The organism is Arthrobacter paludis (assembly GCF_056782315.1).
Genome location: NZ_JBXAEW010000001.1, coordinates 18,336 through 39,187, shown reverse-complemented (window position 1 = coordinate 39,187; position 20,852 = coordinate 18,336). Strand labels below are relative to the sequence as shown.

Genomic DNA, 20,852 nt, shown 5'->3' with positions numbered 1-20,852 from the left:
TGTGGCACCGGGCCCGGTCAGTCGCGCCGGGCCTCCAGGGTGAGGACCGTGCCGAGCGGGGTCCAGCCCAGGTACTGGTACAGGGCCTGTCCGTCGAGGGACGCGATGAGCAGGCCCTCGTCGACCTCGTGCTCGAGGGCCAGGGCCACGAGCGCGCGCATGACCAGGCTGCCGAGCCCGCGGCGGCGGAAGTCCGGGGACGTGATGATGCGGTCGAAGACCGCATACTCCTCCACGACGGAGACGTGCCCGCTGGCGGCGACCGTGTGCGGCTCGTCCTCGACGTGCACGGACACGTACGCGTGGTCCCCGTCGCGCTCCGTCTCGATGGTGAAGCCGTCCGGGGTCAGCGGGGCCTCGACGTCCTGGCCGTCCATGTCGGCGACCATCAGCGCGTCCTCGGCCGCGACGACGGCGAGCCCGGCCGCGGCCGCGGCGTCGGCGAGTCCCTGCGCGTCGGCGGCGAACGCCGTCAGTCGCCGCGCGGGGTGCTTGTGCAGTGTTTCGCCGACCGCGACCAGCTCGTCCGCGGAGGGCTCGAAGATGACGTACTCCCAGTCGCCGCTGGTGTCGTGGCGCAGCGCCGCGTGCACCCGGCCCTCGTGCCGGCTCTCGTACCCACGGGCACCGGCCCAGCCGGTCACCCAGGTGCCGATCAGTTCATCGCTCGGAGTGGATCCCATGCGTCGACCCTACCCCGAGACACAAGCCGCGTGGAGCGTTCCAGCCAACCGTTGCCGATCCGCAAAGGAGCGTTAACCGGTGCCCGCCCCGCCGGGGCCCGCGGCGGTGGGGAGCGCGCGCCGCGCCGCGCCAACTACCCTTAACGCCGTGTCACAAAGCCGCATCGCCGTCTTCTACGCCTTCACCCCGCTGCCGGACCCCGAGGCGGTCCGGTTGTGGCAGCGCGCGCTGCTCGAGCGGTGGGGGCTGCGCGGGCGGATCCTGATCTCCAGCCACGGCATCAACGGAACGGTGGGCGGGCCCGTGCGGGAGCTCAAGCAGTACGTGAAGACGACGCGCGAGCACCCCGCCTTCCGCGGCCTGGACGTGAAGTGGTCGGACGGGTCCGCGGAGGACTTCCCCCGGGTCTCGGTCAAGGTGCGCGACGAGATCGTCTCCTTCGGGGCCGCGCACGAACTCGAGGTCGACGCGGGCGGCGTGGTCGGGGGCGGCACCCGGCTCACGCCCGAGCAGCTGCACGAGCTGGTCGACGCCCGGCGGGCGGAGGGCGGGGACGTCGTCTTCTTCGACGGACGGAACGCCTTCGAGGCGGAGATCGGGCGCTTCCGCGGCGCCGTCGTCCCGGACACCGGCACGACCCGCGACTTCGTCGCCGAGCTCGACTCCGGCAAGTACGACGCCCTGAAGGACCGGCCGGTCGTGACGTACTGCACCGGCGGCGTCCGCTGCGAGGTGCTCTCCGCCCTCATGGTCCGGCGCGGCTTCCGGGAGGTCTACCAGCTCGACGGCGGGATCGTCCGCTACGGGGAGCGCTACGGGGACTCCGGCCTCTGGGAAGGGTCGCTCTACGTCTTCGACCGCCGCATGCACGTCGAGTTCACGCCCGAGGCCACCACGCTCGGGCGCTGCGTCGGCTGCGAGGCGCCGACCAGCAAGTTCGAGAACTGCGCCGACCTGGCCTGCCGCACCCTGCGCCTGTTCTGCCCCGACTGCGCGGCCGACGACGCGCTGCGGCTGTGCCCCGGCTGCCGGAGGGGGACGACGGCGGCGGCGCCGCACCCGGCCGCCACGGAGGAGGCTGCCGGCCCCGGAGCCGCCGGGGATGGGGCCCCGGGCGCCGCGGCGCCGGACGCCCGGACCCGGGAGCAGCCGGTCCCGGCCTACGCGGACCCTCCGGAGGACCGGCGCACGGAGGCGGGCTCCGGCCACAGTCCCGCGGCGCCGTCGCCGGGCTCCACGTCCTCCTCCTCGGTCCGGAACACCGCAAGCCCCCGGGCCAGGTAGTTCCCCAGGGCCGCCGGCCCGTCCAGCGAGCACGTGTGCAGCCACACGCGGCGCACCGGACCGAGCCCCTCCCAGCGGGTGTCGAGGTCCCACGCCCGGCGCAGCACCTCCGTCAGCAGCCCCCCGCCGAGCCCCCGGCCGTGGTGGCCGGGGAAGAGCCCGAAGTAGACGATTTCCACATCCGTCCCGCCGTCCCGGGCCGTGGAGGCCAGCTCCGCGTAGCCCGCCGGGGCGCCGGCCACGGACAGCACCCACGTCTCGGAGCCCGGGGTGCGCAGCACGTCGTCCCACTCCTCGCGGGTCAGCGCCAGCCGGTCCGTCCAGTTCCACCCGCTGCCGACGCCCCGGTACAGGAACCGGCTGAACTCCGGGCTGGGGTCCACGGCCCGCTCGATCCTGCTGTCCGCGGGCAGGGACGAGCGGGACGGGACGAGCTCGTCGGGGGAGAGCTGCTGCAGATGCGTGGTGGTGACGCGGACCATGGGCGGACTCCTCGGTGGCGGGGATGGGGGTCGGGGGACAACAACTGCGGTGGGGGACGGGCGGGCGTCCCTGCGGTCGGATTCGGCGCCCCTCCGCGGACGGGCGGCGCCGCGGACGGCTACGCGGCGCCGGCGTCGATGCGCGCGGCGAGGGCGACGCCGGGGGAGGACGACTCCAGCAGCACGCTCGCGCCGGGGTCCTGGACCGAGAACACCGTCTCGTGCGTGCCGGTCTCCGGCTCGGCGGGGCATTCCCCCGACACGACAGCCAGGACCCCGCCCCCTGAATCGCGGACCAGCGCGGTCACCTCGGCGGGCGCGGCCGCGGCGGACGGCGACGAGCACTCGAACACGGCGGTGTAGGTCCCGGGCGGGAGCTCCGAGTTCTCCACCGTCAGCGACGTCGATCCCGACACCGGCCCGGCCGCGTCCGTCGCCCCGAGCGCGAGCGTGTCGGCGGTGCCGAACCCCTCCACCGGGATCGGGGACGCCGCCTCGACGGTCGGGTCCGCCGCGCGGGAGAAGCTCGGTGCGGGCCACGTCTCCGTGTCCGCGGAGGGGGCCGGGGCCGAGGGGGCGCAGGCGGCCAGCGCCACCGCCCCCGCTGCGGCCGCCAGCACGGCCCCGGCGTGACGCAGGGCCCGGGCGTGACGCAGGGCCCGGGCGGGACGCGCGGGAACGGCGGGGGGAGGCTGGTTCGGCATGGTCCCATCGTAGGCAACCGGCCCCGGCGCGGCGCCGCCTACCATGGACGGGTGAGCCCCGCCGAAGACTTCTCCCGCGTCGAGTCCGCGCCCCGCAGCGACGACCAGGCCCTCATCGACGGGCTCGGGCTCGACCTCGCCTCCGCCGGCTACCGGCACGACAGCGTCGTCGAGCTCCTCGGGCCCCAGGCCCACGCCGCCCTGATGCGCGAGCAGACGGTGCCCGCCGCGCTCGCCGTGCGCGCCGCCCTCGACGCCCCGGCCTCCCCGGAGGAGAAGGCGCTCGCCGGCGTGGTCGCGTTCTTCCTGCTCGGCGAGGCCCTCGACCCCGGGGACCTGGGGCGCTTCCTGCCGCGCACCGGCGCAGCCGGCCTGCTGGCGCTCGGCCTCGCCGAGGAGGCCCCGGACGGCGGCCTGCGCGCCGCCGTCGACCTGCGCCCGCACGCCTCGGATGCCGACGCGGAACTGTGGGTCGCGAGCGACCTCGCCGCCCACCAGCGGCCCGGGCCGCTGCGCCGCGACCACGTTCTGGGCATCGGGCAGGCTTCCCTGACGCTCGCCCAGACCACCATCCGCCGTCCGGCGGGGCGGGCCCTCGACCTCGGCACCGGCTGCGGCATCCAGACGTTCCACCTGCTCGCCCACTGCCGCAGCGTCGTCGCCACCGACCTGTCCGAGCGGGCGCTGGCCTTCACCCGGTTCAACCTGCTGCTGAACCGGGCCGCGCTCGGCCTGGACCCCGCGCGGCTCTCCGAGCGCGTCGAGCTGCGCCGCGGCAGCCTGCTCGAACCGGTCGCGGGGGAGGCCTTCGACCTGGTCGTCTCCAACCCTCCCTTCGTCATCACGCCGCGCACGGCCGGCGAGGGCGCGGGCGACCGCTACACCTACCGCGACGGCGGGATGCCCGGGGATTCACTCGTCGCCGGGCTCGTCGCGGGCCTGCCGGGCGTCCTCGCGCCGGGCGGAACGGCGCAGCTCCTGGCCAACTGGGAGATCCGCGCCGGGGCGGACTGGGCCGAGGGCCCTCGCTCGTGGGTCCCCGACGGGACCGAGGCCTGGGTGATCCAGCGCGAGACCGAGACCCCCGCCGAGTACGCGGAGACGTGGCTGCGCGACGCCGCCGAGTCCCGCGACCCGGGGCACTACCGGCAGCGCTACGCGGACTACCTGGCCGACTTCGCCTCCCGGAGCGTCTCGGCCGTCGGCTTCGGGTACCTGTGGCTGCGCCGGCCCGACGGGCCCGGCGGCGTGGGCGTGCGGGTCGAGGAGGTCGGCCAGGCCGTCGAGCAGCCCCTCGGGCCGCACCTGGGGGCGGCGGTCGCCGCGGCCGACGCGCTCGCGGGCGCCGACCTGCCGGCGCTGCGCCTCACGGTGCCCGACGACGTCACGGAGGAGCGCCACGCCCGCCCGGGTGCCGAGCACCCGGCCGTGATCCTGCTGCGCCAGGGCTCCGGCCTCCGGCGCACCGCCCTGCTGTCCACCGAGGAGGCCGGATTCGTGTCCGCCTGCGACGGGACGCTGACCGCCGGGCAGATCGCCGCGGCCCTGGCGGCCCTGCTGGGGACGGACCCCGGGGAGTGCGAGACGCGTCTGATGGCGTCCGTTGTCCGACTTGTTACCGACGGATTCCTGCGCCCGGTGCGAAACAACAGCTAAAGTTTTTCACCATGACGCAGAACACATCGGAGCGGGGCCCGGCCGGGGCGAAGACGGCGCGCCGGCAGGGCGCCAACCCGGTCGTGATCAGCGACCCGCAGGCGATCCGCGCCCTCGCCCACGAGGCGCGCCTGGAGGTGCTGGAGGAGCTCTTCGCCTCCCAGTCGACGCGGACCGCGACGGAGCTGGCGTCGCGCTGCAAGCTCACGCCGAGTGCCATGAGCTACCACCTGCGGGCCCTGGAGAAGTACGGCTACGTCCAGCGGGCCGCCAACGAGGGGGACGGGCGCGAGCGCCGCTGGAAGGCCGCCGGCGACGAGCTCGTCGTCGGGACCTTGACCGACTCCGCGGCCGCGAAGAACGCGTTCCTCAACGTCCAGCTCAACGCGTTCCGCGAGCGGCTCGGGGCCGAGATCGCCCGGCGCGACGAGGAGCGCAAGGCGGGCATCGCGCCGGACCCCGACCAGGCCCCCGTGCTCAGCAGCGGCATGGTCTTCCTCAAGGAGGAGCAGCGCGACGAATTCATCCGCCGCGTCTACGAGGTCGTGGACGAGTACCGGGCGCTCGCGCTGCCGGAAGACCGCGGGATCGACGGCGAACGCGTCTACTACATGCTCTCGTTCCTGCCGGAGATCCGCACCGACCCCGCGTAGGCGGCGCTTGCCGACCGGTCCGCGGATGCCGCTACCCTAGTGCAGGTATGAGCAGGTGCGCCGACCGGCGGGCCTGAAGCAGTCATAGGAGTGTCGTGCCCGCCAAGGCCAAGGAGAAGTCCGGCAAGAAGCTCGTGATCGTCGAGTCCCCGGCGAAGAGCAAGTCCATCGCCAAGTACCTCGGCGAGGGTTTCGTGGTGGACGCATCCATCGGCCACATCCGCGACCTGCCCCAGCCCAAGGAGCTCCCGGCCGAGCTCAAGAAGGGGCCCATCGGGAAGTTCGCGGTCGACCTCGAGAACGACTTCGAGCCCTACTACGTGGTCTACCCGGAGAAGAAGAAGAAGGTCTCCGAACTCAAGGCCGCCCTGAAGGACGCCGACGAGCTCTACCTCGCCACCGATGCGGACCGCGAGGGCGAGGCCATCGCGTGGCACCTGCTGGAGGTCCTGAAGCCGAAGGTGCCCGTGCACCGCATGGCGTTCACCGAGATCACCCGGGAGGGCATCAACCGCGCCCTGGACAGCGTCCGCGAGCTGGACACGGACCTCGTCGACGCGCAGGAGACCCGCCGCGTCCTCGACCGCCTCTACGGCTACGAGATCTCGCCCGTCCTGTGGCGCAAGATCGGCCCCGGCCTCTCCGCCGGCCGCGTCCAGTCCGTGGCCACGCGCCTCGTGGTCGAGCGGGAGCGCGAGCGCATGGCGTTCCGCTCCGCCTCCTACTGGGACCTGGCCGGCGAGTTCGCCACGGCGGCCGGCGAGTCCTTCCGCGCCAAGCTCGCCGCCGTCGACGGCTCCCGCGTCGCCTCCGGCCGCGACTTCGACGATCGCGGGCAGCTGAAGTCGCCCAAGTCCGGCACCGCCGTCGTCCACCTCGACCGGGCCGCCGCCGAGTCCCTCGCGGAGGGGCTGGAAGGCGCCGAGTTCGCCGTCTCCAACGTCGACGAGAAGCCCTACACGCGCCGCCCGGCGGCCCCGTTCACGACGTCCACGCTGCAGCAGGAGGCCAGCCGCAAGCTGCGCTGGTCCTCCAAGTCCACGATGCAGGTGGCGCAGCGCCTGTACGAGAACGGCTACATCACGTACATGCGTACCGACTCGGTCAACCTGTCGCAGGAGGCCGTGACGGCGGCCCGCCGGCAGGCGGCCGAGCTCTACGGCGAGGCGTCGGTCCCCGACAAGCCCCGCGTCTACAAGTCCAAGTCCGACGCCGCCCAGGAGGCCCACGAGGCCATCCGCCCCGCCGGCGACTCCTTCCGGCGCCCGGCGGACGTCCGCTCCCAGCTCGGCGGCGACGAGTACAAGCTCTACGAGCTGATCTGGAAGCGCACCGTCGCCTCCCAGATGGCCGACGCCAAGGGGTTCACGGCCTCGCTGCGCCTGACCGGGCAGTCGGCGGACGGGCGCACCGCGGAGTTCTCCGCGTCCGGCACCGTGATCACGTTCCGGGGGTTCCTAGCCGCCTACGAGGAGGGCAAGGACACGACGGCGGCCGAGGAGGCGGAGAACGACGCCGAGCGGCGGCTGCCGCAGCTCAAGGCCGGCGACGCCCTGACCGGCCGGGACATCGAGGCGTCGGGGCACGACACCAGCCCGCCCCCGCGCTACACCGAGGCGTCCATCGTCGCGGAGCTGGAGGCCCGGGAGATCGGCCGCCCGTCGACCTACGCGCCCACGATCTCGACGATCATGGACCGCGGCTACGTGACCAAGCGCGGCGGGGCCCTGGTGCCCAGCTGGACGGCCTTCTCCGTGGTCCGCCTGCTGGAGCAGCACTTCGGCCAGTACGTCGACTACGCGTTCACCGCCCACCTGGAGGACGACCTCGACGAGATCGCCAAGGGCCGCCTGGCCCGCTCCGAGTGGCTCAAGCGCTTCTACTTCGGCGGCGCGGACGTCTCGGGCCTGCGCTCCGTCGTCGAGAACCTCGGCGAGATCGACGCCCGCGCCATCAACTCCGTCGAGATCGCCCCGGGCATCGTGCTGCGCGTGGGCAAGTTCGGCCCCTACCTGGAGAAGCCCGTCCCGGAGGGCTCGCCCGAGGGCACCGAGCCGCAGCGGGTCAACGTCCCCGAGGACCTGGCCCCGGACGAGCTGACCGCCGCGAAGGCCGTCGAGCTCATGGAGACCGCCGGCCCGGACGAGCGCGAACTCGGCACCGACCCGGAGACCGGCCGCGCGATCGTGGCCAAGGACGGGCGCTACGGCCCCTACGTCACGGAGATCGTCACGGAGCCGACCCCGGAGGAGCTGGCCAACCAGCCGGTCGAGTACTACAAGAACGGCAAGCCCAAGCCCCCGAAGAAGCCGGCCAAGGTCAAGCCCCGCACGGCGTCGCTCTTCAAGTCGATGTCGGTCGAGACCGTGACGCTCGAGGACGCGCTGCGCCTGCTCTCACTGCCGCGCGTGCTCGGCACGGACGCGGAGGGCACCGAGATCACGGTGCAGAACGGGCGGTTCGGCCCGTACCTGAAGAAGGGCACGGACTCGCGGTCGATCGGCGCGGAGGAGGAGATCTTCACGATCACCCTCGAGGAGGCCCTCGCGATCTACGCGCAGCCGAAGCAGCGCGGCGGACGCACGGCGGCCCCGCCGCTGGCCGAGTTCGGGACCGACCCGGTGTCCGAGAAGCCGATCGTCGTCAAGGACGGCCGGTTCGGCCCCTACATCACCGACGGCGCCACGAACATCACGGTCCCGCGCGGCACCTCGCTCGAGGAGCTGACGCGGGAGCGCGCGATCGAGCTGCTCGCGGAGAAGCGGGCCAAGGCCCCGGCCAAGAAGCCGGCCCGCAAGCCCGCGGCCCGCCGCTCGACCGCCAAGAAGTAGGGGGAAACCGCCGTGCGCCTCGGCGTCCTGGACATCGGCTCGAACACGGTCCACCTGCTGCTCGTCGACGCATACGCGGGGGCCCGGCCGGTCGCCTTCGCGTCCCACAAGCGGCCGCTGTCGCTCGTCGCCTACCTGGACGACGACGGCGCCATCACCGCGGAGGGCCAGGCCGAGCTGCTCGACTTCGTCCAGGAGGCCTCCCGGTTCGCCGTGCGCCACCGGGCCGAGGACCTGCTCGCGTTCTGCACCTCCGCCATCCGCGACGCCGCGAACGGGCCGGAGGTCCTGGCCCGGATCGAGGAGTCCAGCGGGGTCCGCCTGACCGAGCTCACCGGCGAGCAGGAGGCCGGCATGACGTACTACGCGGTGCGGCGTTGGTTCGGCTGGGGCAAGGAGACGATCCTCGACCTGGACATCGGCGGCGGCTCGTTCGAGATGGCGATCGGGCGCGACGAGCTCCCCGGCGTCGCCCGCTCCGTGCCGCTGGGCGCCGGCCGGCTCACGCGGGCCTGGCTGCCGGGCGACCCGCCGTCGTACGCCGACGTCAAGGAACTCCGGCGCCACGTGCGCGCCACGCTGGAGGAGCCGCTCGCCGACATCGCCGCCTACGGCAAGCCGACGCTCGTGGCCGGAACGTCCAAGACGTTCCGCTCGCTGGCCCGGATCACCGGGGCCGCCCCCAGCGACGACGGCCCCTACGTCAAGCGGGTCCTGCGGCTCGAGAGCCTGCGGATCTGGACCAACCGCCTGGCCGCGATGACCGCCGAGGAGCGCGCGGGCCTGCCGGGCGTCTCCGCCGTCCGCGCCGAGCAGATGCTCGCCGGCGCGATCGTCGCCGGCACCGCCATGTCCATCCTGGGCGTCAAGTCCCTGCGGATCTGCCCCTGGGCGCTGCGCGAGGGGCTCATCCTGCGGCGCTTCGACCACCTGCTCTACGATTCACCCGTGCCGTTCAGTAGTAGCGTGGGGGTGGGGCACGTCGAGCTGAGCCAGGATCCGACGCCCCCGACCACACGCAGGAACGACTGACGGGACCGGCTGATGGCGAACGACAGGATCCGGGTGGCGCTCTCCAGCGCCTCGGTCTACCCCCTGACCGTGCACGACGCATTCTCGGTGGCCCACGACCTCGGCTACGACGGCGTGGAGGTCATGGTCACGGGCAACCAGATCTCCCAGGACGCCGGGCGCCTCATGGACCTGTCCTCCCGCTACGACCAGCCCATCGCGGCGATCCACGCCCCCACGCTGCTGCTGACCCAGCAGGTGTGGGGCAGCGCGTGGAGCAAGATGGAGCGCTCCGCGGCCATGGCCGCCGAGGTCGGGTGCGACACGGTGGTCGCCCACCCGCCGTTCCTGTGGCAGGGCACGTACGCCACCGGGTTCGCGGAGGGCGTGCGGCGCATCAACGAGGAGTACGGCGTGCGCATCGCCGTCGAGAACATGTACCCGTGGCGGGCCCGCGGCCGCGAAACCCGCATGTACCTGCCGCACTGGGACCCGGTGCCGCAGCCCTACGACTACGTCACCTGGGACTTCTCGCACGCCGCGATCGCCCGCATGGACTCGCACCAGGCGTTCCGCGAGCTCGGCGAGCGGCTCACGCACGTCCACCTGTGCGACGGCACCGACAACGGCAAGGACGAGCACCTCGTGCCCGGCCGCGGGACGCAGCCCGTCGAGGAGGCCATGGGCTTCCTCCGGGACTCCGGGTGGGACGGGATGGTCGCCGTCGAGGTCTCCACGCGCAAGGCCAAGGGCGCCGGGGAGCGCGAGGAGTGGCTGGGGGAGACGCTCGCGTTCGCGCGCCGGCACCTGGACCGCACGGGCGTCCCCAGCCAGGCCGGGCCCGCTTCCTGACGCCCGCGGCGCACCGCGCCGCCGCGCGCCGTGGCACGATGGCACCATGGCCCACGAGAACACCGCATCCAGCACGTCCCTGCCCTCCGGCCCGGTCGCCTTCCTCGGCACCGGGAACATGAGCGGCGCCATCCTGCGCGGCCTGCTCGCCGCGGGGACCGCGCCCGCCGGCGTCCGGGCGACCGTGCGCACCCCCGAGAAGGCCGCCGCGCTGACCGCGGAGACCGGCGTGGCCGCCTCCGCCACGGGCGAGGACGCCGAGGCGAACCGGCGGGCCGCCGCCGGGGCCGCCGTCGTCGTCCTCGGCGTCAAGCCGGTCGGCATCGCCGACCTGTGCCGCGAGATCGCGCCCGCGCTGGAGCCGGGCACCGTCGTCGTCTCCGTCGCCGCGGGCGTCACGATCGCCGCGATGGAGGCCGCGCTGCCGGCGGGGCAGCCGGTGGTGCGCACCATGCCCAACACGCCGCTCATGGTCGGGCGCGGCGTGGTCGGCGTCGCGGCCGGCTCCGCGGCCACCGCCGAGCACACGTCGGCCGTCCGGGCCCTCTTCGAGCCCTCCGGCCTCGTCGCCGACGTCGAGGAGGCCCAGCTCGACGCGCTCGGAGCCATCAGCGGCTCCGGCCCCGCCTACGTCTTCTACCTGGCCGAGGCGCTGGCCGCCGCCGGCGAGCAGCTCGGCCTCGACGCGGAGCTGGCCCGCCGGCTCGCCCGCGGCACGGTCGCCGGGGCGGGGGAGATGCTCGCCGCCCCCGACGCCGATCCCGCGACCCTGCGGCGCAACGTGACGAGCCCGAACGGGACCACGGAGCGGGCCCTCGCCGTCTTCGAGGCGGACGGGCTGCCGGCCATTGTCGCCCGGGGCGCGCGGGCGGCCGCCGAGCGCTCCGCGGAGCTCGGGCGCGAGCTCGCGGGGTAGCGGGGCCGCGGGCGCGCGGCGGTGGACGACGGCGGCGCCCGCGCGGGGACGCCGACCGCGCGGCGGCCGGCGCCGCCGGCCGGCTACGGCCGGGCCGCGAACCGCTCGAGCAGGTCCACGTGCCCGGAGACGATCAGGATGTCGCGGTGCGTGACCTTCGTGTCCGGCTGCGCGTACGTGAAGTCCTCGCCCGGGCTCTTGACGCCGACGACGGTGACGCCGTACTTCGAGCGGACCTGGGACTCGCCCAGCGTGAAGCCCTGGGTCTCCTTGGGCGGGTACATCTTGACGATCGCGAAGCCGTCGTCGAATTCGATGAAGTCCAGCATGCGCCCGCCGACCAGGTGCGCGGCGCGGACGCCGGCGTCCGCCTCCGGGTAGATCACGTGGTTCGCGCCGATGCGGGCGAGGATCTTGCCGTGGGAGGGCGTGATCGCCTTGACCCACAGGTGCTCGATGCCCAGGTCCACGAGGTTCACGGTGATCAGCACGCTGGACTCGATGGACGTGCCCACGCCGACGACGGCGGACGTGAACTCCTGGGCGCCGAGCTGGCGCAGGGCGTCGATGTTCGTGGCGTCGGCCGAGACGACGTGGGTCAGGGTGCCCGCCCACTTCTGCACCAGCTCGGCATTGCGTTCGATGGCGAGCACCTCGCGGCCCTGGCGCACCAGCTGCTCGGCGACCGCGGCGCCGAAGCGGCCGAGCCCGATCACGAGCACCGGGGCGTTGTGGTCGGGCGTGTTGTCAGCCAATGATCGGCCTTTCCTCGGGGAAGTGGAACAGCTGGTCGCGCTGGCGCATGCTCAGTGCGGCGGCCAGCGTCATGGTACCGACGCGGCCCATGAACATCGCCGCGCTGAGCACGTACTTGCCGGCCGGGGGCAGTTCGCCGCTGAGGTTGGAGCTCAGCCCGACGGTCGCGAACGCCGAGATGGACTCGAACACCACGCGGTCCAGCGGTTCGCCGCTGATGGCCAGGAGCAGGCCGCTGCTGACGCTGACGATGGTCGCGCCCAGCGCGACGACGGAGATCGCCACGCGCATCGCGCTCTCCGGGATGCGGCGCCCGAACGCCTTCACGTCCGCGTCGCCGCGCGCCTCGGCCACGATCGCGAGGAAGACGACGGCGACCGTCGTCACCTTGAGCCCGCCCGCGGTGGACGCGGAGCCGCCGCCGGCGAACATCAGCATGTCCGTCAGCAGCATGGTCTCCGGTTCCATGGCGTTCTGGTCCACGAGGTTGAACCCGCCCGAGCGCATCATGATCGACGCGAACACGGCGTTGAGGAGCTTGTCCCCGAAGCTCCGGCCCCCGATCGTCTCCGGGTTGGACCACTCGAGCAGGATCCACAGCAGCGAGCCGAGGAGCATGAGGATCGTGGTCGTTGCCAGGGTCAGCTTCGTGTGGAGCGACCACTTGCGCACATTCGCGCCGAACGTCACCAGGATCAGCAGGACCGGGAACCCGAAGGACCCGACGAAGACGCCGAGCATGAGCGGCACGAGGATCCACAGGTCGTGGCCGTAGGGGACGATCCCGTCGGAGTGCGGGGTGAAGCCGGCGTTGTTGAAGGCGGAGATCGCGTAGAAGACCCCGTGCCAGACCGCCTGCCCGAGCGGTTCGCCGAGGACCAGGAACCGGGGGATGAGGAGCACGGCCAGGGCGGCCTCGAACGCCACCGACGTGGAGATGACGATCCGCAGCAGCGTACCGACCTCGCCCAGGCGGCCCGTGTGCTGCGTGTTCAGGGACTGGGCGGCCAGCAGCTTGCCGCGGACGCCGAGCTTGCGGCTCACGGCGAGGGAGAGCAGCGAGGCGAGGGTCAGGACGCCGAGGCCGCCGATGAAGATGGCCACGAGGATCACGAACTGGCCGAAGAAGGACCAGTGGGTGGCCGTGGAGACGACGGTGAGGCCCGTGACGCAGACGGCGGAGACGGCCGTGAACAGGGCGTCGTGCAACGGGGTCACCTCGCCGTCGCGCGCCGAGACGGGCAGCATGAGCAGCGCGGTGAACACCGTGATCACCAGGCCGAAGACCGCGAGCGTCAGGCGGGCGGGGGAGGACGCGGCCAGGGCGTCGACGAAGTCGCGGACGGCCGTCAGGGACCGTCCGATCGGATGCGTAGGCGGCTGCGCCGCGGAGTGCTTCGTGGTGGCCATGCGATGGGGGCGGCGGCGGGGCCATCCCGGCGCCGTGTCCACAGTAAACCACCCGTCACGGCGCCCGTCTCCGTGCCGGGGGGTGTGGCCCGCGTCGCGTAGCCTGTACTGCGATGGGCACCCCGAACAACCCCACGCCGCCGGTGCAGGTGGCGTGGAGCGAAAGCATGATGGCCTACCGGTTCAGCGACAGCCATCCGATGCACCCTGCCCGGCTGGACCTGACCATGCGCCTGGCCCGGGGGCTGGGCGTCCTCGACCGGCCCGGGGTCGGCATGGTCGAGCCGGGCGTCGCGTCCGACGCGGAGCTGAACACCGTGCACGACGCCGACTACATCGCCGCGGTCCGGCACGCCAGCGACCACCCCGACGAGGCCAACGCGGAGCGCGGCCTCGGCACCGAGGACGACCCGCTGTTCCCGGGGATCCACGAGGCCAGCGCACGGCTCGCCTCCGGTTCGCTCCTGCTGGCCGAGGCCGTCGCCTCCGGCGAGGCCCTCCGGGGAGTGAACATCGGCGGCGGCATGCACCACGCCCGCCGGGACCGGGCGAGCGGGTTCTGCATCTACAACGACGCGGCCCTGGCGATCCAGCGCCTCCTCGACCGCGGCGTGGGCCGCGTGCTGTACATCGACGTGGACGCCCACCACGGCGACGGCACCGAGAGCGTCTTCTGGGACGACCCGCGCGTCATGACCGTCTCCCTGCACGAGTCCGGCCTGACGCTCTTCCCCGGGACCGGCTTCGCCAACGAGATCGGCGGCCCCGGCGCGCCCGGCTACGCCGTGAACGTCGCCGTGCCGGCCCACACCGGGGACGCCGCCTGGCTGCGGGCCTTCCACGCCGTCGTCCCCCAGATCGCACGCGCCTTCGCCCCCGAGGTGCTGGTGAGCCAGCACGGCTGCGACGGCCACCGCAACGACCCCCTGACCAACCTCTGCCTGAGCGTCGACGCCCAGCGCCAGAACGCGCTGGACATCGGCGGCCTGGCCGAGAACCTCTGCGGCGGGCGCTGGATCGCGACCGGGGGCGGCGGCTACGACATCACCGGGACCGTGCCGCGCACCTGGACGCACCTGCTCGCCGCCGCGACGGGACGGCCGCTGCCCCTGGCCACCCCGGTGCCGACCGACTGGCGCGAGCACGTGCGGGAGCGCTACGGCGCCACCATCCCCCACACCATGGGGGACGACGCCGACCTCTGGTGGCGGTCCTGGGAGGTGGGCTACGACCCGGCCGACGCCGTCGACCGCACGATCATGGCGACGCGCAAGGAGGTCTTCCCGCTGTTCGGGCTCGACCCCTGGTTCGACTAGGACCCGCCGCCCCGGCTCCATGCCGCGGCCGGCATATGCGGTTAGGGTGATGGGATGGGCAGTCCCGAGATCTTCCCCGTCCTCGCCGACGCCACGCGGCGGCGCATCATCGAGACCCTGTCCGGCGGCGACCGGGCCGTGGGGGATCTCGTCGAGTCCCTTGGCGTCAGCCAGCCGACCGTCTCCAAGCACCTGAAGGTCCTGCGCGACGCCGGCGTCGTGACCACGCGGGCCGACGGGCAGCGCCGGTTCTACGCCGTGGCACCGGGTCCGCTGACCGCGGCCGCCGACTGGCTGCGGGGCGTCGCCGAACCCGGGCACCCGGTGGGCGCGCCAGCCGTGGAGCCGGCGGGTGCCGCCGCCGTCGACGCCGCACCGGCCGCCGCCGTCGGGCCGGAACCCGCCCTCGTGCCGGAACCCGCCGCCCTTGCCGATCCGGCGCCGCCAGCCGCGGTCTTGCCGGAGCCCGCCACCCTTGCCGTTGACGCCGCGGCGCCGGCCGCCGTCGTGCCGGGACCCGCCGCGGGGTCCTCCGCGCCCGCGGCGCCGGCCGCAGGAACCGGGATTTCCGCCACGGAGACCGAGATTTCCACCACAGTGGACGCGGTGCCGGCGGTGGCCCGGTGGGCCCCGGACGAGGCGCCGGCGGAGGCCCCCGCCGCCCAGCTGGGACGCACGGTCGGCCGCACCGTCGAGCAGGTGACGGGCCGCGCACACGGGCTCCTGGAGCGCCTTCCGCGCCCGAAATTCGGGCGTCGCCGCTGACGGGGGCCGTTACGCGGCGCCCCGCGTTTGTGTCCGGGCGGTTTCGAACGGCGCACACGGCCGTGGCATTCTCGTGAGGTACCAGCGGGGTGTGTTCGCCATGCCCCGTGAGCATCCCCACCGCCGCAAGGAGAGCAACGTGGACCAGAAACTGGCGACCATCCGGGACGGGGTCTTCCACCGCAACCAGGGCGAGGCCGAGTTCCACCAGGCGGTGAACGAGGTCTTCGAGTCGCTGGATCCGGTCGTGAGCAAGCACCCCGAATACCTCGACGCGGGCATCCTCCAGCGCATGTGCGAGCCGGAGCGGCAGATCATCTTCCGGGTCCCGTGGACCGACGATGCCGGCCAGGTCCAGATCAACCGCGGCTTCCGCGTCGAGTTCAACTCCGCGCTCGGCCCGTACAAGGGCGGCCTGCGCTTCCACCCCTCCGTCTACCTGGGCATCATCAAGTTCCTGGGCTTCGAGCAGATCTTCAAGAACTCCCTGACCGGCATGCCGATCGGCGGCGGCAAGGGCGGCTCCGACTTCGACCCGCGCGGCAAGTCCGACGCGGAGGTCATGCGCTTCTGCCAGTCCTTCATGACCGAGCTCTACCGCCACATCGGCGAGTACACGGACGTCCCGGCCGGCGACATCGGCGTGGGCGGGCGCGAGATCGGCTACCTGTTCGGCCAGTACAAGCGCATCACGAACCGCTACGAGTCCGGCGTGCTGACCGGCAAGGGCATCTCCTGGGGCGGCTCGCTGGTCCGTCCGGAGGCCACCGGCTACGGGGCCGTCCTGTTCGCCCAGGAGATGCTGCGCACCCGCGGCACGAGCTTCGACGGCCAGACCGTCATCGTCTCCGGTTCCGGCAACGTGGCCCTGAACGCCATCGCGAAGGCCCAGTCCCTCGGGGCGACCGCGATCACCGCGTCCGATTCCTCCGGCTACATCGTCGACGAGGCCGGCATCGACATCGACCTGCTCCGCCAGATCAAGGAGGTCGAGCGCGGGCGCGTGTCCGAGTACGCGGAGCGCCGCGGCGCGTCCGTGAAGTACGTCGAGGGCGGCAACGTCTGGGACGTCGACGGCACCGTGGCCCTGCCCTGCGCGACGCAGAACGAGCTGGACCTGCCCCAGGCCCGGCGCCTCGTGGAGCGCGGCCTCCAGGCCGTGGCCGAGGGCGCCAACATGCCCTGCACGGCCAACGCCGTCAACATCTTCCAGGAGTCCGGCGTCCTGTTCGGCCCGGGCAAGGCCGCGAACGCCGGCGGCGTGGCGACCTCCGCGCTGGAGATGCAGCAGAACGCCAGCCGGGACGCCTGGAGCTTCGAGTACACGGAGCAGCGCCTGACCAACATCATGGTCGACATCCACGCGCGCTGCGCCGAGACCGCCGAGGAGTACGGCATGCCGGGGAACTACGTGGCGGGCGCCAACATCGCCGGCTTCGTCAAGGTCGCCGACGCGATGCTGGCCCTCGGCGTCGTCTAGGCCAGACCGCTTCCGCGACGGCCCGCCGGCTCCCCGCCGGCGGGCCGTTGCGTCGCGTGGGCGCTCTGCGACGATGGGCGCATGGATCCCATCGAGCACACCGCCATCGACCCGTCCGCGGCCTCCGAGGAGCAGGTCGACGAGTACCGCGCCCTGGCGGGTGACATCGCCTCCGGCGTCGGGGTCGTCGCCACGCGCCGCGGCCGGTTCGACGTCGCCGCCACCGTCACGGGGTTCCTCGACGTCTCCTACGACCCGCCCACCATGGTGGTGAGCCTGTACGCCGACGCGAGGATCGGCGAGGCCGTGGGCGCGGCGGAGCACTGGGCCCTGTCGCTGCTCTCCTCGTCCCACCGCGCGGCCGCCGCATGGCTGGCCAGCCCGTCGACGCCGCTTCCGGGGCTGCTCGCCACCGTGCCGCACGCTCGCACCCCAAATGCCGGCTGCGCCGTCGTCGACGGCTGCCTCGCCTGGTTCGAGCTGCGGACGACGGCGGTGCACCGCGCGGCCACGCACCTGCTCGTCGTCGGGGAGGTCGTGGCGATGGGCCGCGGGGACGGCGACCCGGACGACCCGCTGGTCCATTTCGCGCGCGGATACCGGCGTCTCGTCCGCTGAAGTCCCGGGTGGATACAGATTCGCGCTGGAGCCCTGCAGGCATTAGAGTTGGCACCCAGACGGCTTGGCCCGAGGTGGCAACAATGTGCGCCGTTCGTCGGTGGTTTTTGGTTGCCCAAGGCAGGAGAAGCACAGGATGGCTGACGCAAGGAACTTCGCAGACGCGCACTTCATGACGGTGGCCGAGGTGGCCGATGTCATGCGCGTGTCGAAGATGACCGTGTACCGGCTGGTGCACTCCGGGGACCTGCCCGCGATGCGCTTCGGGCGCTCGTACCGGATCCCGGAGACGGCCGTCGAGGACTACCTGCGCACCGCCCGGACGGACGGGGCGTCGGAGACCGCCTGACGGGAACGCCCGGGAAGTGTCCCGGACCGGGTACCCTGTTAAGTAACGTTTAATGTCCGCGTTGGTTGCTCTCCGTTGCCCCGCGGCCGGAACGCGCACCACTACCGAGCGAATTCGAGGTACCACTATGGGCTCTGTCATCAAGAAGCGCCGCAAGCGCATGGCGAAGAAGAAGCACCGCAAGCTGCTTCGCAAGACGCGCCACCAGCGCCGCAACAAGAAGTAGGTCCCTTCGGACCGCGACGGCGGGCCGCCCCCTTCCCGGGGCGGCCCGCCGTCGGCGTTTCCGCGCCACGCGGCCCCGCGCCCCCCGGGCGGTCCGCCGCCACCGTCGCCATTTGGCAGCTGGGAGCGCCGCGGCGGTACCTTGGGAGGCATGGAACCGGACCCCGCCCCGCCGCGCGTCGAACTGCTGACCCGACGGGGATGCCACCTCTGCGCGGACGCGCGCGCCACCGTGGCGGAGGTCGCCGGCCGGCTCGGGGTGGCCTGGACGGAGCGGGACATCGACACCGACCCGGAGCTCGTGGCCCGGCACGCGGAGGACGTCCCGGTGCTCTACGTCGACGGCGTCCCCCGCGATTTCTGGGTCATCGACCCCCGGCGGCTGGAACGGCTCCTCGGGTGAACGGTGCCGACCGCCAGCTCCCCGAGGCGACGCTCGGGCGGCTGACCCTCTACCTCCGTGCCCTGCAGGCCCTCGAGGCCGCGGGCACCGACACGGTCTCGTCGGAGGCCCTGTCGGCGGCGGCCGGCGTGAACCCGCCGATCGTGCGCAAGGACCTTTCCCAGCTGGGCTCGTTTGGCCGGCGCGGCGTCGGCTACGACGTCCCCGGCCTGGCGGCGACCATCGGCCGCTCGCTGGGGCTCGACCGCCAGTGGCGGGTGGCGCTGTTCGGCGCCGGCAACCTCGGCCGCGCCCTGGCCGGCTACGCGGGGTTCCGCTCGAACGGGTTCTCCCTCGTCGCCCTGCTGGATGCGGCCCCGGGCCTGGTCGGCTGCCTCTTCGCCGACCTGCGCGTGGAGGACACGGGCGCCCTGGAGGACGTGCTGGCCCGCGAGCAGGCGAACATGGCGGTCCTGGCCGTGCCCGGCCACGCCGCCCAGGCGCTGTGCGACCGGATCGTGGCCGTCGGGGTGCGGAACATCCTGTCGTTCGCGCCCGTCGTGCTCCAGGTGCCCGACGGCGTGCGCGTGCGGCGCGTGGACATGGCCCGCGAGCTGCAGATCCTGGCGTACTACGCCGCGGGGGCGGGGCCGTCCTGACCCCGCCCCCGGCGGTTTGGCGTGCGGGAGGCCCCGCTCAGTAGCGGCTGGCTTTCTTGGCGCGGATGTAGTCGCTCGCGGGGCGGCGCCACGCGAAGACGATCCCGGCGATGCCGAGCAGGATCACGACCAGGCTGATGGCCGAGTTGGTGTCCCCGACAAAGAGCCCGGCGATCGCGCTGAACAGGCCCAGCACCGACAGGGCCGCCAGGACGGTGCCCGTGATCCGGGCGCCGTTGCTCCCGCGCCGGATCCCGAAGGCGATCAGGGCGTAGACCGCGGCGAGCACGATGGTGACCACGAGGTAGACCGTCTTGAAGATGCCCACGAGCCCGTCGAGGTCGATGTTGGCCGCGTCGAGTTGCTCCTGGGACGTCGGGTCCAGGCGCACCGCCTCGTCGAGCATGGCCCGCAGCTCCGAGTCCGGCATCATCATGAACAGCAGGCCGCCGATGAGCGTCAGGATCCCGGCCGCAAGGATCAGCCAGTAGGAGGTCACGAGCTCGCGCGGCGGCGTCGCGGGGACGCCGCCGGGCCCGAATCCGCCGGTGCCCGGAACGGGCTGCTGGTAGCCGTACTGCCCCGACTGGCCGTAGTTCGGCTGCTGGCCGTACTGGCCAGAGGAGGGCGGCTGCCCCTGTCCATAGGGCGGGGGCTGCTGGCCGTACGGGCCACCCTGCCCGTACTGCCCTTGGCCGTACTGGCCACCCTGCCCGTACTGGCCGCCCTGCCCGTACTGGCCATACGGCGGCTGCTGTCCCTGGCCGTGCTGCCCGTTCGGCGGCTGCTGGTCCCGGGGCGGCTGCCCCTGGCCGTACTGTCGGGCGTCCTGGCCGGAGCCGTGGTGGCCGGGCGCCGGGGCCGGTCCGCCCTCCGGTCGGCCGTACTCGTCTGGGCGCGGCGGCGGCACCTGCCGGCCGCCCCCGTACGGCCGCGGTTCGCCGTCGCGGGGGCCGTGCGGGTCGTTCTCTGGGGTGCTCACGCTCGCTCCTGACTGTCGGATGCCGGTCTGCCTGCCCCCACGATAGCCGCGGGGCCGGGCGCCGCGGATCATCATCGGGGACGATCTTCGCCGACTTCCGGGAGGGCCTCCGGTGAGGCGTTTCACCGTCCCCGTTTAGGAGCACGGGCCCGGATTTGAGACACTGGATCCATGCCCACAGCCACCGTCCACCTCCTCCGCCATGGGGAGGTCCACAACCCGGACCGGGTGCTGTACGGGCGACTCGACGGTTTCCACCTCTCCGACCTCGGCCGCACCATGGCCGAGCGCGCCGCCCAGTACTTCGCGGCGCGCGCGGCGGAGGGCGCCAACATCGTGCGCGTCGTCGCCTCACCGCTCACGCGGGCCCAGGAGACGGCGGAGCCGACGGCGAAGGCGCTGGGACTGCGGATCGTGACCGAACCGCGGATCCTGGAGGCCACCAACCGCTTCGAGGGGCTTGCCGGGGTCCGTTCCGAGTTGCGCCGTCCGCGCCACTGGCCGTACCTCGTCAACCCGTTCCGGCCGTCCTGGGGGGAGCCCTACGGGGACCAGGTCGCCCGGATGATGGACGCCGTGCGCGAGCACCGCGACCTCGCCGTCGAAACCGGCGGCGAGGGGGCGGAGGCCGTGCTGGTGAGCCACCAGCTGCCCATCTGGGTGACCCGCCTGGCCGCGGAGAACCGCCGGCTCTGGCACGACCCGCGCAAGCGGCAATGCACTCTCGCCTCCGTGACCAGCCTGGACTTCGACGGGGACACCCTCGTTGCGGTCCGCTACGCCGAACCGTGCGCCGACCTTCTGGGCGGCGCCGCGAACCTCCCCGGAGCCTGAAAA

21 protein-coding genes and 1 pseudogene are annotated in these 20,852 nt (G+C 73.2%); 16 read left to right on the top strand and 6 right to left on the bottom strand.

Annotated elements, in window-relative coordinates; translation table 11 throughout:
- Nucleotides 1-17 precede the first annotated feature (17 nt).
- Entirely contained in the window at nucleotides 18-683 is a 666-nt protein-coding gene (locus AC1Q5D_RS00200; protein WP_481736537.1) for a GNAT family N-acetyltransferase, read from the bottom strand.
- A gap of 148 nt (nucleotides 684-831) precedes the next feature.
- Here AC1Q5D_RS00200 and trhO point away from each other — a divergent pair.
- A pseudogene (trhO, locus tag AC1Q5D_RS00195) lies at nucleotides 832-1,710 on the top strand (oxygen-dependent tRNA uridine(34) hydroxylase TrhO); the annotation flags it as partial.
- Between the two features lie 134 nt (nucleotides 1,711-1,844).
- Here trhO and AC1Q5D_RS00190 read toward each other — a convergent pair.
- Both AC1Q5D_RS00190 and AC1Q5D_RS00185 read right to left on the bottom strand, forming a co-directional pair.
- Nucleotides 1,845-2,450: a GNAT family N-acetyltransferase gene (locus AC1Q5D_RS00190; protein WP_481736536.1), complete on the bottom strand. Its 606-nt coding sequence runs from the start codon at nucleotides 2,448-2,450 to the stop codon at nucleotides 1,845-1,847.
- 119 nt (nucleotides 2,451-2,569) lie between these two features.
- Nucleotides 2,570-3,154, bottom strand: coding sequence for a hypothetical protein (locus tag AC1Q5D_RS00185; RefSeq protein WP_481736535.1), 585 nt, complete (start codon nucleotides 3,152-3,154; stop codon nucleotides 2,570-2,572).
- Between the two features lie 51 nt (nucleotides 3,155-3,205).
- Here AC1Q5D_RS00185 and AC1Q5D_RS00180 point away from each other — a divergent pair, with 51 nt between their 5' ends.
- From AC1Q5D_RS00180 to proC, 6 genes are all read left to right on the top strand, one after another.
- Nucleotides 3,206-4,810: a DUF7059 domain-containing protein gene (locus tag AC1Q5D_RS00180; protein WP_481736534.1), complete on the top strand. Its 1,605-nt coding sequence runs from the start codon at nucleotides 3,206-3,208 to the stop codon at nucleotides 4,808-4,810.
- 11 nt (nucleotides 4,811-4,821) lie between these two features.
- A complete protein-coding gene (locus AC1Q5D_RS00175; RefSeq protein WP_481736533.1) occupies nucleotides 4,822-5,463 on the top strand; it encodes an ArsR/SmtB family transcription factor in 642 nt (213 codons plus the stop codon).
- A 95-nt stretch (nucleotides 5,464-5,558) separates the two neighbouring features.
- On the top strand, nucleotides 5,559-8,294 hold the full coding sequence (gene topA / locus AC1Q5D_RS00170) for a type I DNA topoisomerase (RefSeq protein WP_481736532.1): 2,736 nt from the start codon (nucleotides 5,559-5,561) through the stop codon (nucleotides 8,292-8,294).
- Between the two features lie 12 nt (nucleotides 8,295-8,306).
- Nucleotides 8,307-9,326 carry a Ppx/GppA family phosphatase gene (locus tag AC1Q5D_RS00165; RefSeq protein ID WP_481736531.1) on the top strand — a complete coding sequence of 340 codons (1,020 nt, stop codon included), beginning with the start codon at nucleotides 8,307-8,309 and terminating at the stop codon, nucleotides 9,324-9,326.
- Nucleotides 9,327-9,338: 12 nt separating this feature from the next.
- A complete protein-coding gene (locus AC1Q5D_RS00160) occupies nucleotides 9,339-10,157 on the top strand; it encodes a sugar phosphate isomerase/epimerase family protein (protein WP_481736529.1) in 819 nt (272 codons plus the stop codon).
- A 46-nt stretch (nucleotides 10,158-10,203) separates the two neighbouring features.
- Nucleotides 10,204-11,073 carry a pyrroline-5-carboxylate reductase gene (proC, locus tag AC1Q5D_RS00155; protein ID WP_481736528.1) on the top strand — a complete coding sequence of 290 codons (870 nt, stop codon included), beginning with the start codon at nucleotides 10,204-10,206 and terminating at the stop codon, nucleotides 11,071-11,073.
- Nucleotides 11,074-11,156: 83 nt separating this feature from the next.
- Here the strand turns inward: proC and AC1Q5D_RS00150 are convergent, their stop codons facing one another.
- Together AC1Q5D_RS00150 and AC1Q5D_RS00145 are read right to left on the bottom strand one after the other, a co-directional pair.
- Entirely contained in the window at nucleotides 11,157-11,795 is a 639-nt protein-coding gene (locus AC1Q5D_RS00150) for a potassium channel family protein (RefSeq protein WP_481736785.1), read from the bottom strand.
- 25 nt (nucleotides 11,796-11,820) lie between these two features.
- Nucleotides 11,821-13,239 carry a TrkH family potassium uptake protein gene (locus AC1Q5D_RS00145; protein WP_481736527.1) on the bottom strand — a complete coding sequence of 473 codons (1,419 nt, stop codon included), beginning with the start codon at nucleotides 13,237-13,239 and terminating at the stop codon, nucleotides 11,821-11,823.
- A 113-nt stretch (nucleotides 13,240-13,352) separates the two neighbouring features.
- On the opposite strand from AC1Q5D_RS00145, the gene AC1Q5D_RS00140 reads away from it, so the two are divergent.
- The 8 genes from AC1Q5D_RS00140 (at nucleotide 13,353) to AC1Q5D_RS00105 (ending at nucleotide 19,033) form a co-directional block, all read left to right on the top strand.
- Nucleotides 13,353-14,555, top strand: coding sequence for an acetoin utilization protein AcuC (locus tag AC1Q5D_RS00140; RefSeq protein WP_481736526.1), 1,203 nt, complete (start codon nucleotides 13,353-13,355; stop codon nucleotides 14,553-14,555).
- A 54-nt stretch (nucleotides 14,556-14,609) separates the two neighbouring features.
- The gene (locus AC1Q5D_RS00135) at nucleotides 14,610-15,320 is read left to right on the top strand and encodes an ArsR/SmtB family transcription factor (RefSeq protein WP_481736525.1); all 711 of its coding nucleotides are present in this window, start codon (nucleotides 14,610-14,612) and stop codon (nucleotides 15,318-15,320) included.
- Between the two features lie 139 nt (nucleotides 15,321-15,459).
- A complete protein-coding gene (gdhA, locus tag AC1Q5D_RS00130; RefSeq protein ID WP_481736524.1) occupies nucleotides 15,460-16,800 on the top strand; it encodes an NADP-specific glutamate dehydrogenase in 1,341 nt (446 codons plus the stop codon).
- A gap of 81 nt (nucleotides 16,801-16,881) precedes the next feature.
- Nucleotides 16,882-17,418 carry a flavin reductase family protein gene (locus tag AC1Q5D_RS00125; RefSeq protein WP_481736523.1) on the top strand — a complete coding sequence of 179 codons (537 nt, stop codon included), beginning with the start codon at nucleotides 16,882-16,884 and terminating at the stop codon, nucleotides 17,416-17,418.
- Nucleotides 17,419-17,554: 136 nt separating this feature from the next.
- Nucleotides 17,555-17,767, top strand: a complete 213-nt coding sequence (locus tag AC1Q5D_RS00120; protein WP_481736522.1) for a helix-turn-helix domain-containing protein — start codon at nucleotides 17,555-17,557, stop codon at nucleotides 17,765-17,767.
- 127 nt (nucleotides 17,768-17,894) lie between these two features.
- Entirely contained in the window at nucleotides 17,895-17,993 is a 99-nt protein-coding gene (locus AC1Q5D_RS00115) for a 30S ribosomal protein bS22 (protein WP_003792170.1), read from the top strand.
- A gap of 150 nt (nucleotides 17,994-18,143) precedes the next feature.
- A complete protein-coding gene (locus AC1Q5D_RS00110; protein WP_481736521.1) occupies nucleotides 18,144-18,395 on the top strand; it encodes a glutaredoxin family protein in 252 nt (83 codons plus the stop codon).
- Nucleotides 18,392-19,033, top strand: a complete 642-nt coding sequence (locus AC1Q5D_RS00105) for a redox-sensing transcriptional repressor Rex (protein WP_481736520.1) — start codon at nucleotides 18,392-18,394, stop codon at nucleotides 19,031-19,033. The genes AC1Q5D_RS00110 and AC1Q5D_RS00105 overlap by 4 nt, the downstream gene beginning before the upstream one ends.
- A 37-nt stretch (nucleotides 19,034-19,070) precedes the next feature.
- Here the strand turns inward: AC1Q5D_RS00105 and AC1Q5D_RS00100 are convergent, their stop codons facing one another.
- Nucleotides 19,071-20,015: a hypothetical protein gene (locus AC1Q5D_RS00100; RefSeq protein ID WP_481736519.1), complete on the bottom strand. Its 945-nt coding sequence runs from the start codon at nucleotides 20,013-20,015 to the stop codon at nucleotides 19,071-19,073.
- A gap of 171 nt (nucleotides 20,016-20,186) precedes the next feature.
- Here AC1Q5D_RS00100 and AC1Q5D_RS00095 point away from each other — a divergent pair, with 171 nt between their 5' ends.
- Nucleotides 20,187-20,849 carry a histidine phosphatase family protein gene (locus tag AC1Q5D_RS00095; protein WP_481736518.1) on the top strand — a complete coding sequence of 221 codons (663 nt, stop codon included), beginning with the start codon at nucleotides 20,187-20,189 and terminating at the stop codon, nucleotides 20,847-20,849.
- Nucleotides 20,850-20,852: the final 3 nt, after the last annotated feature.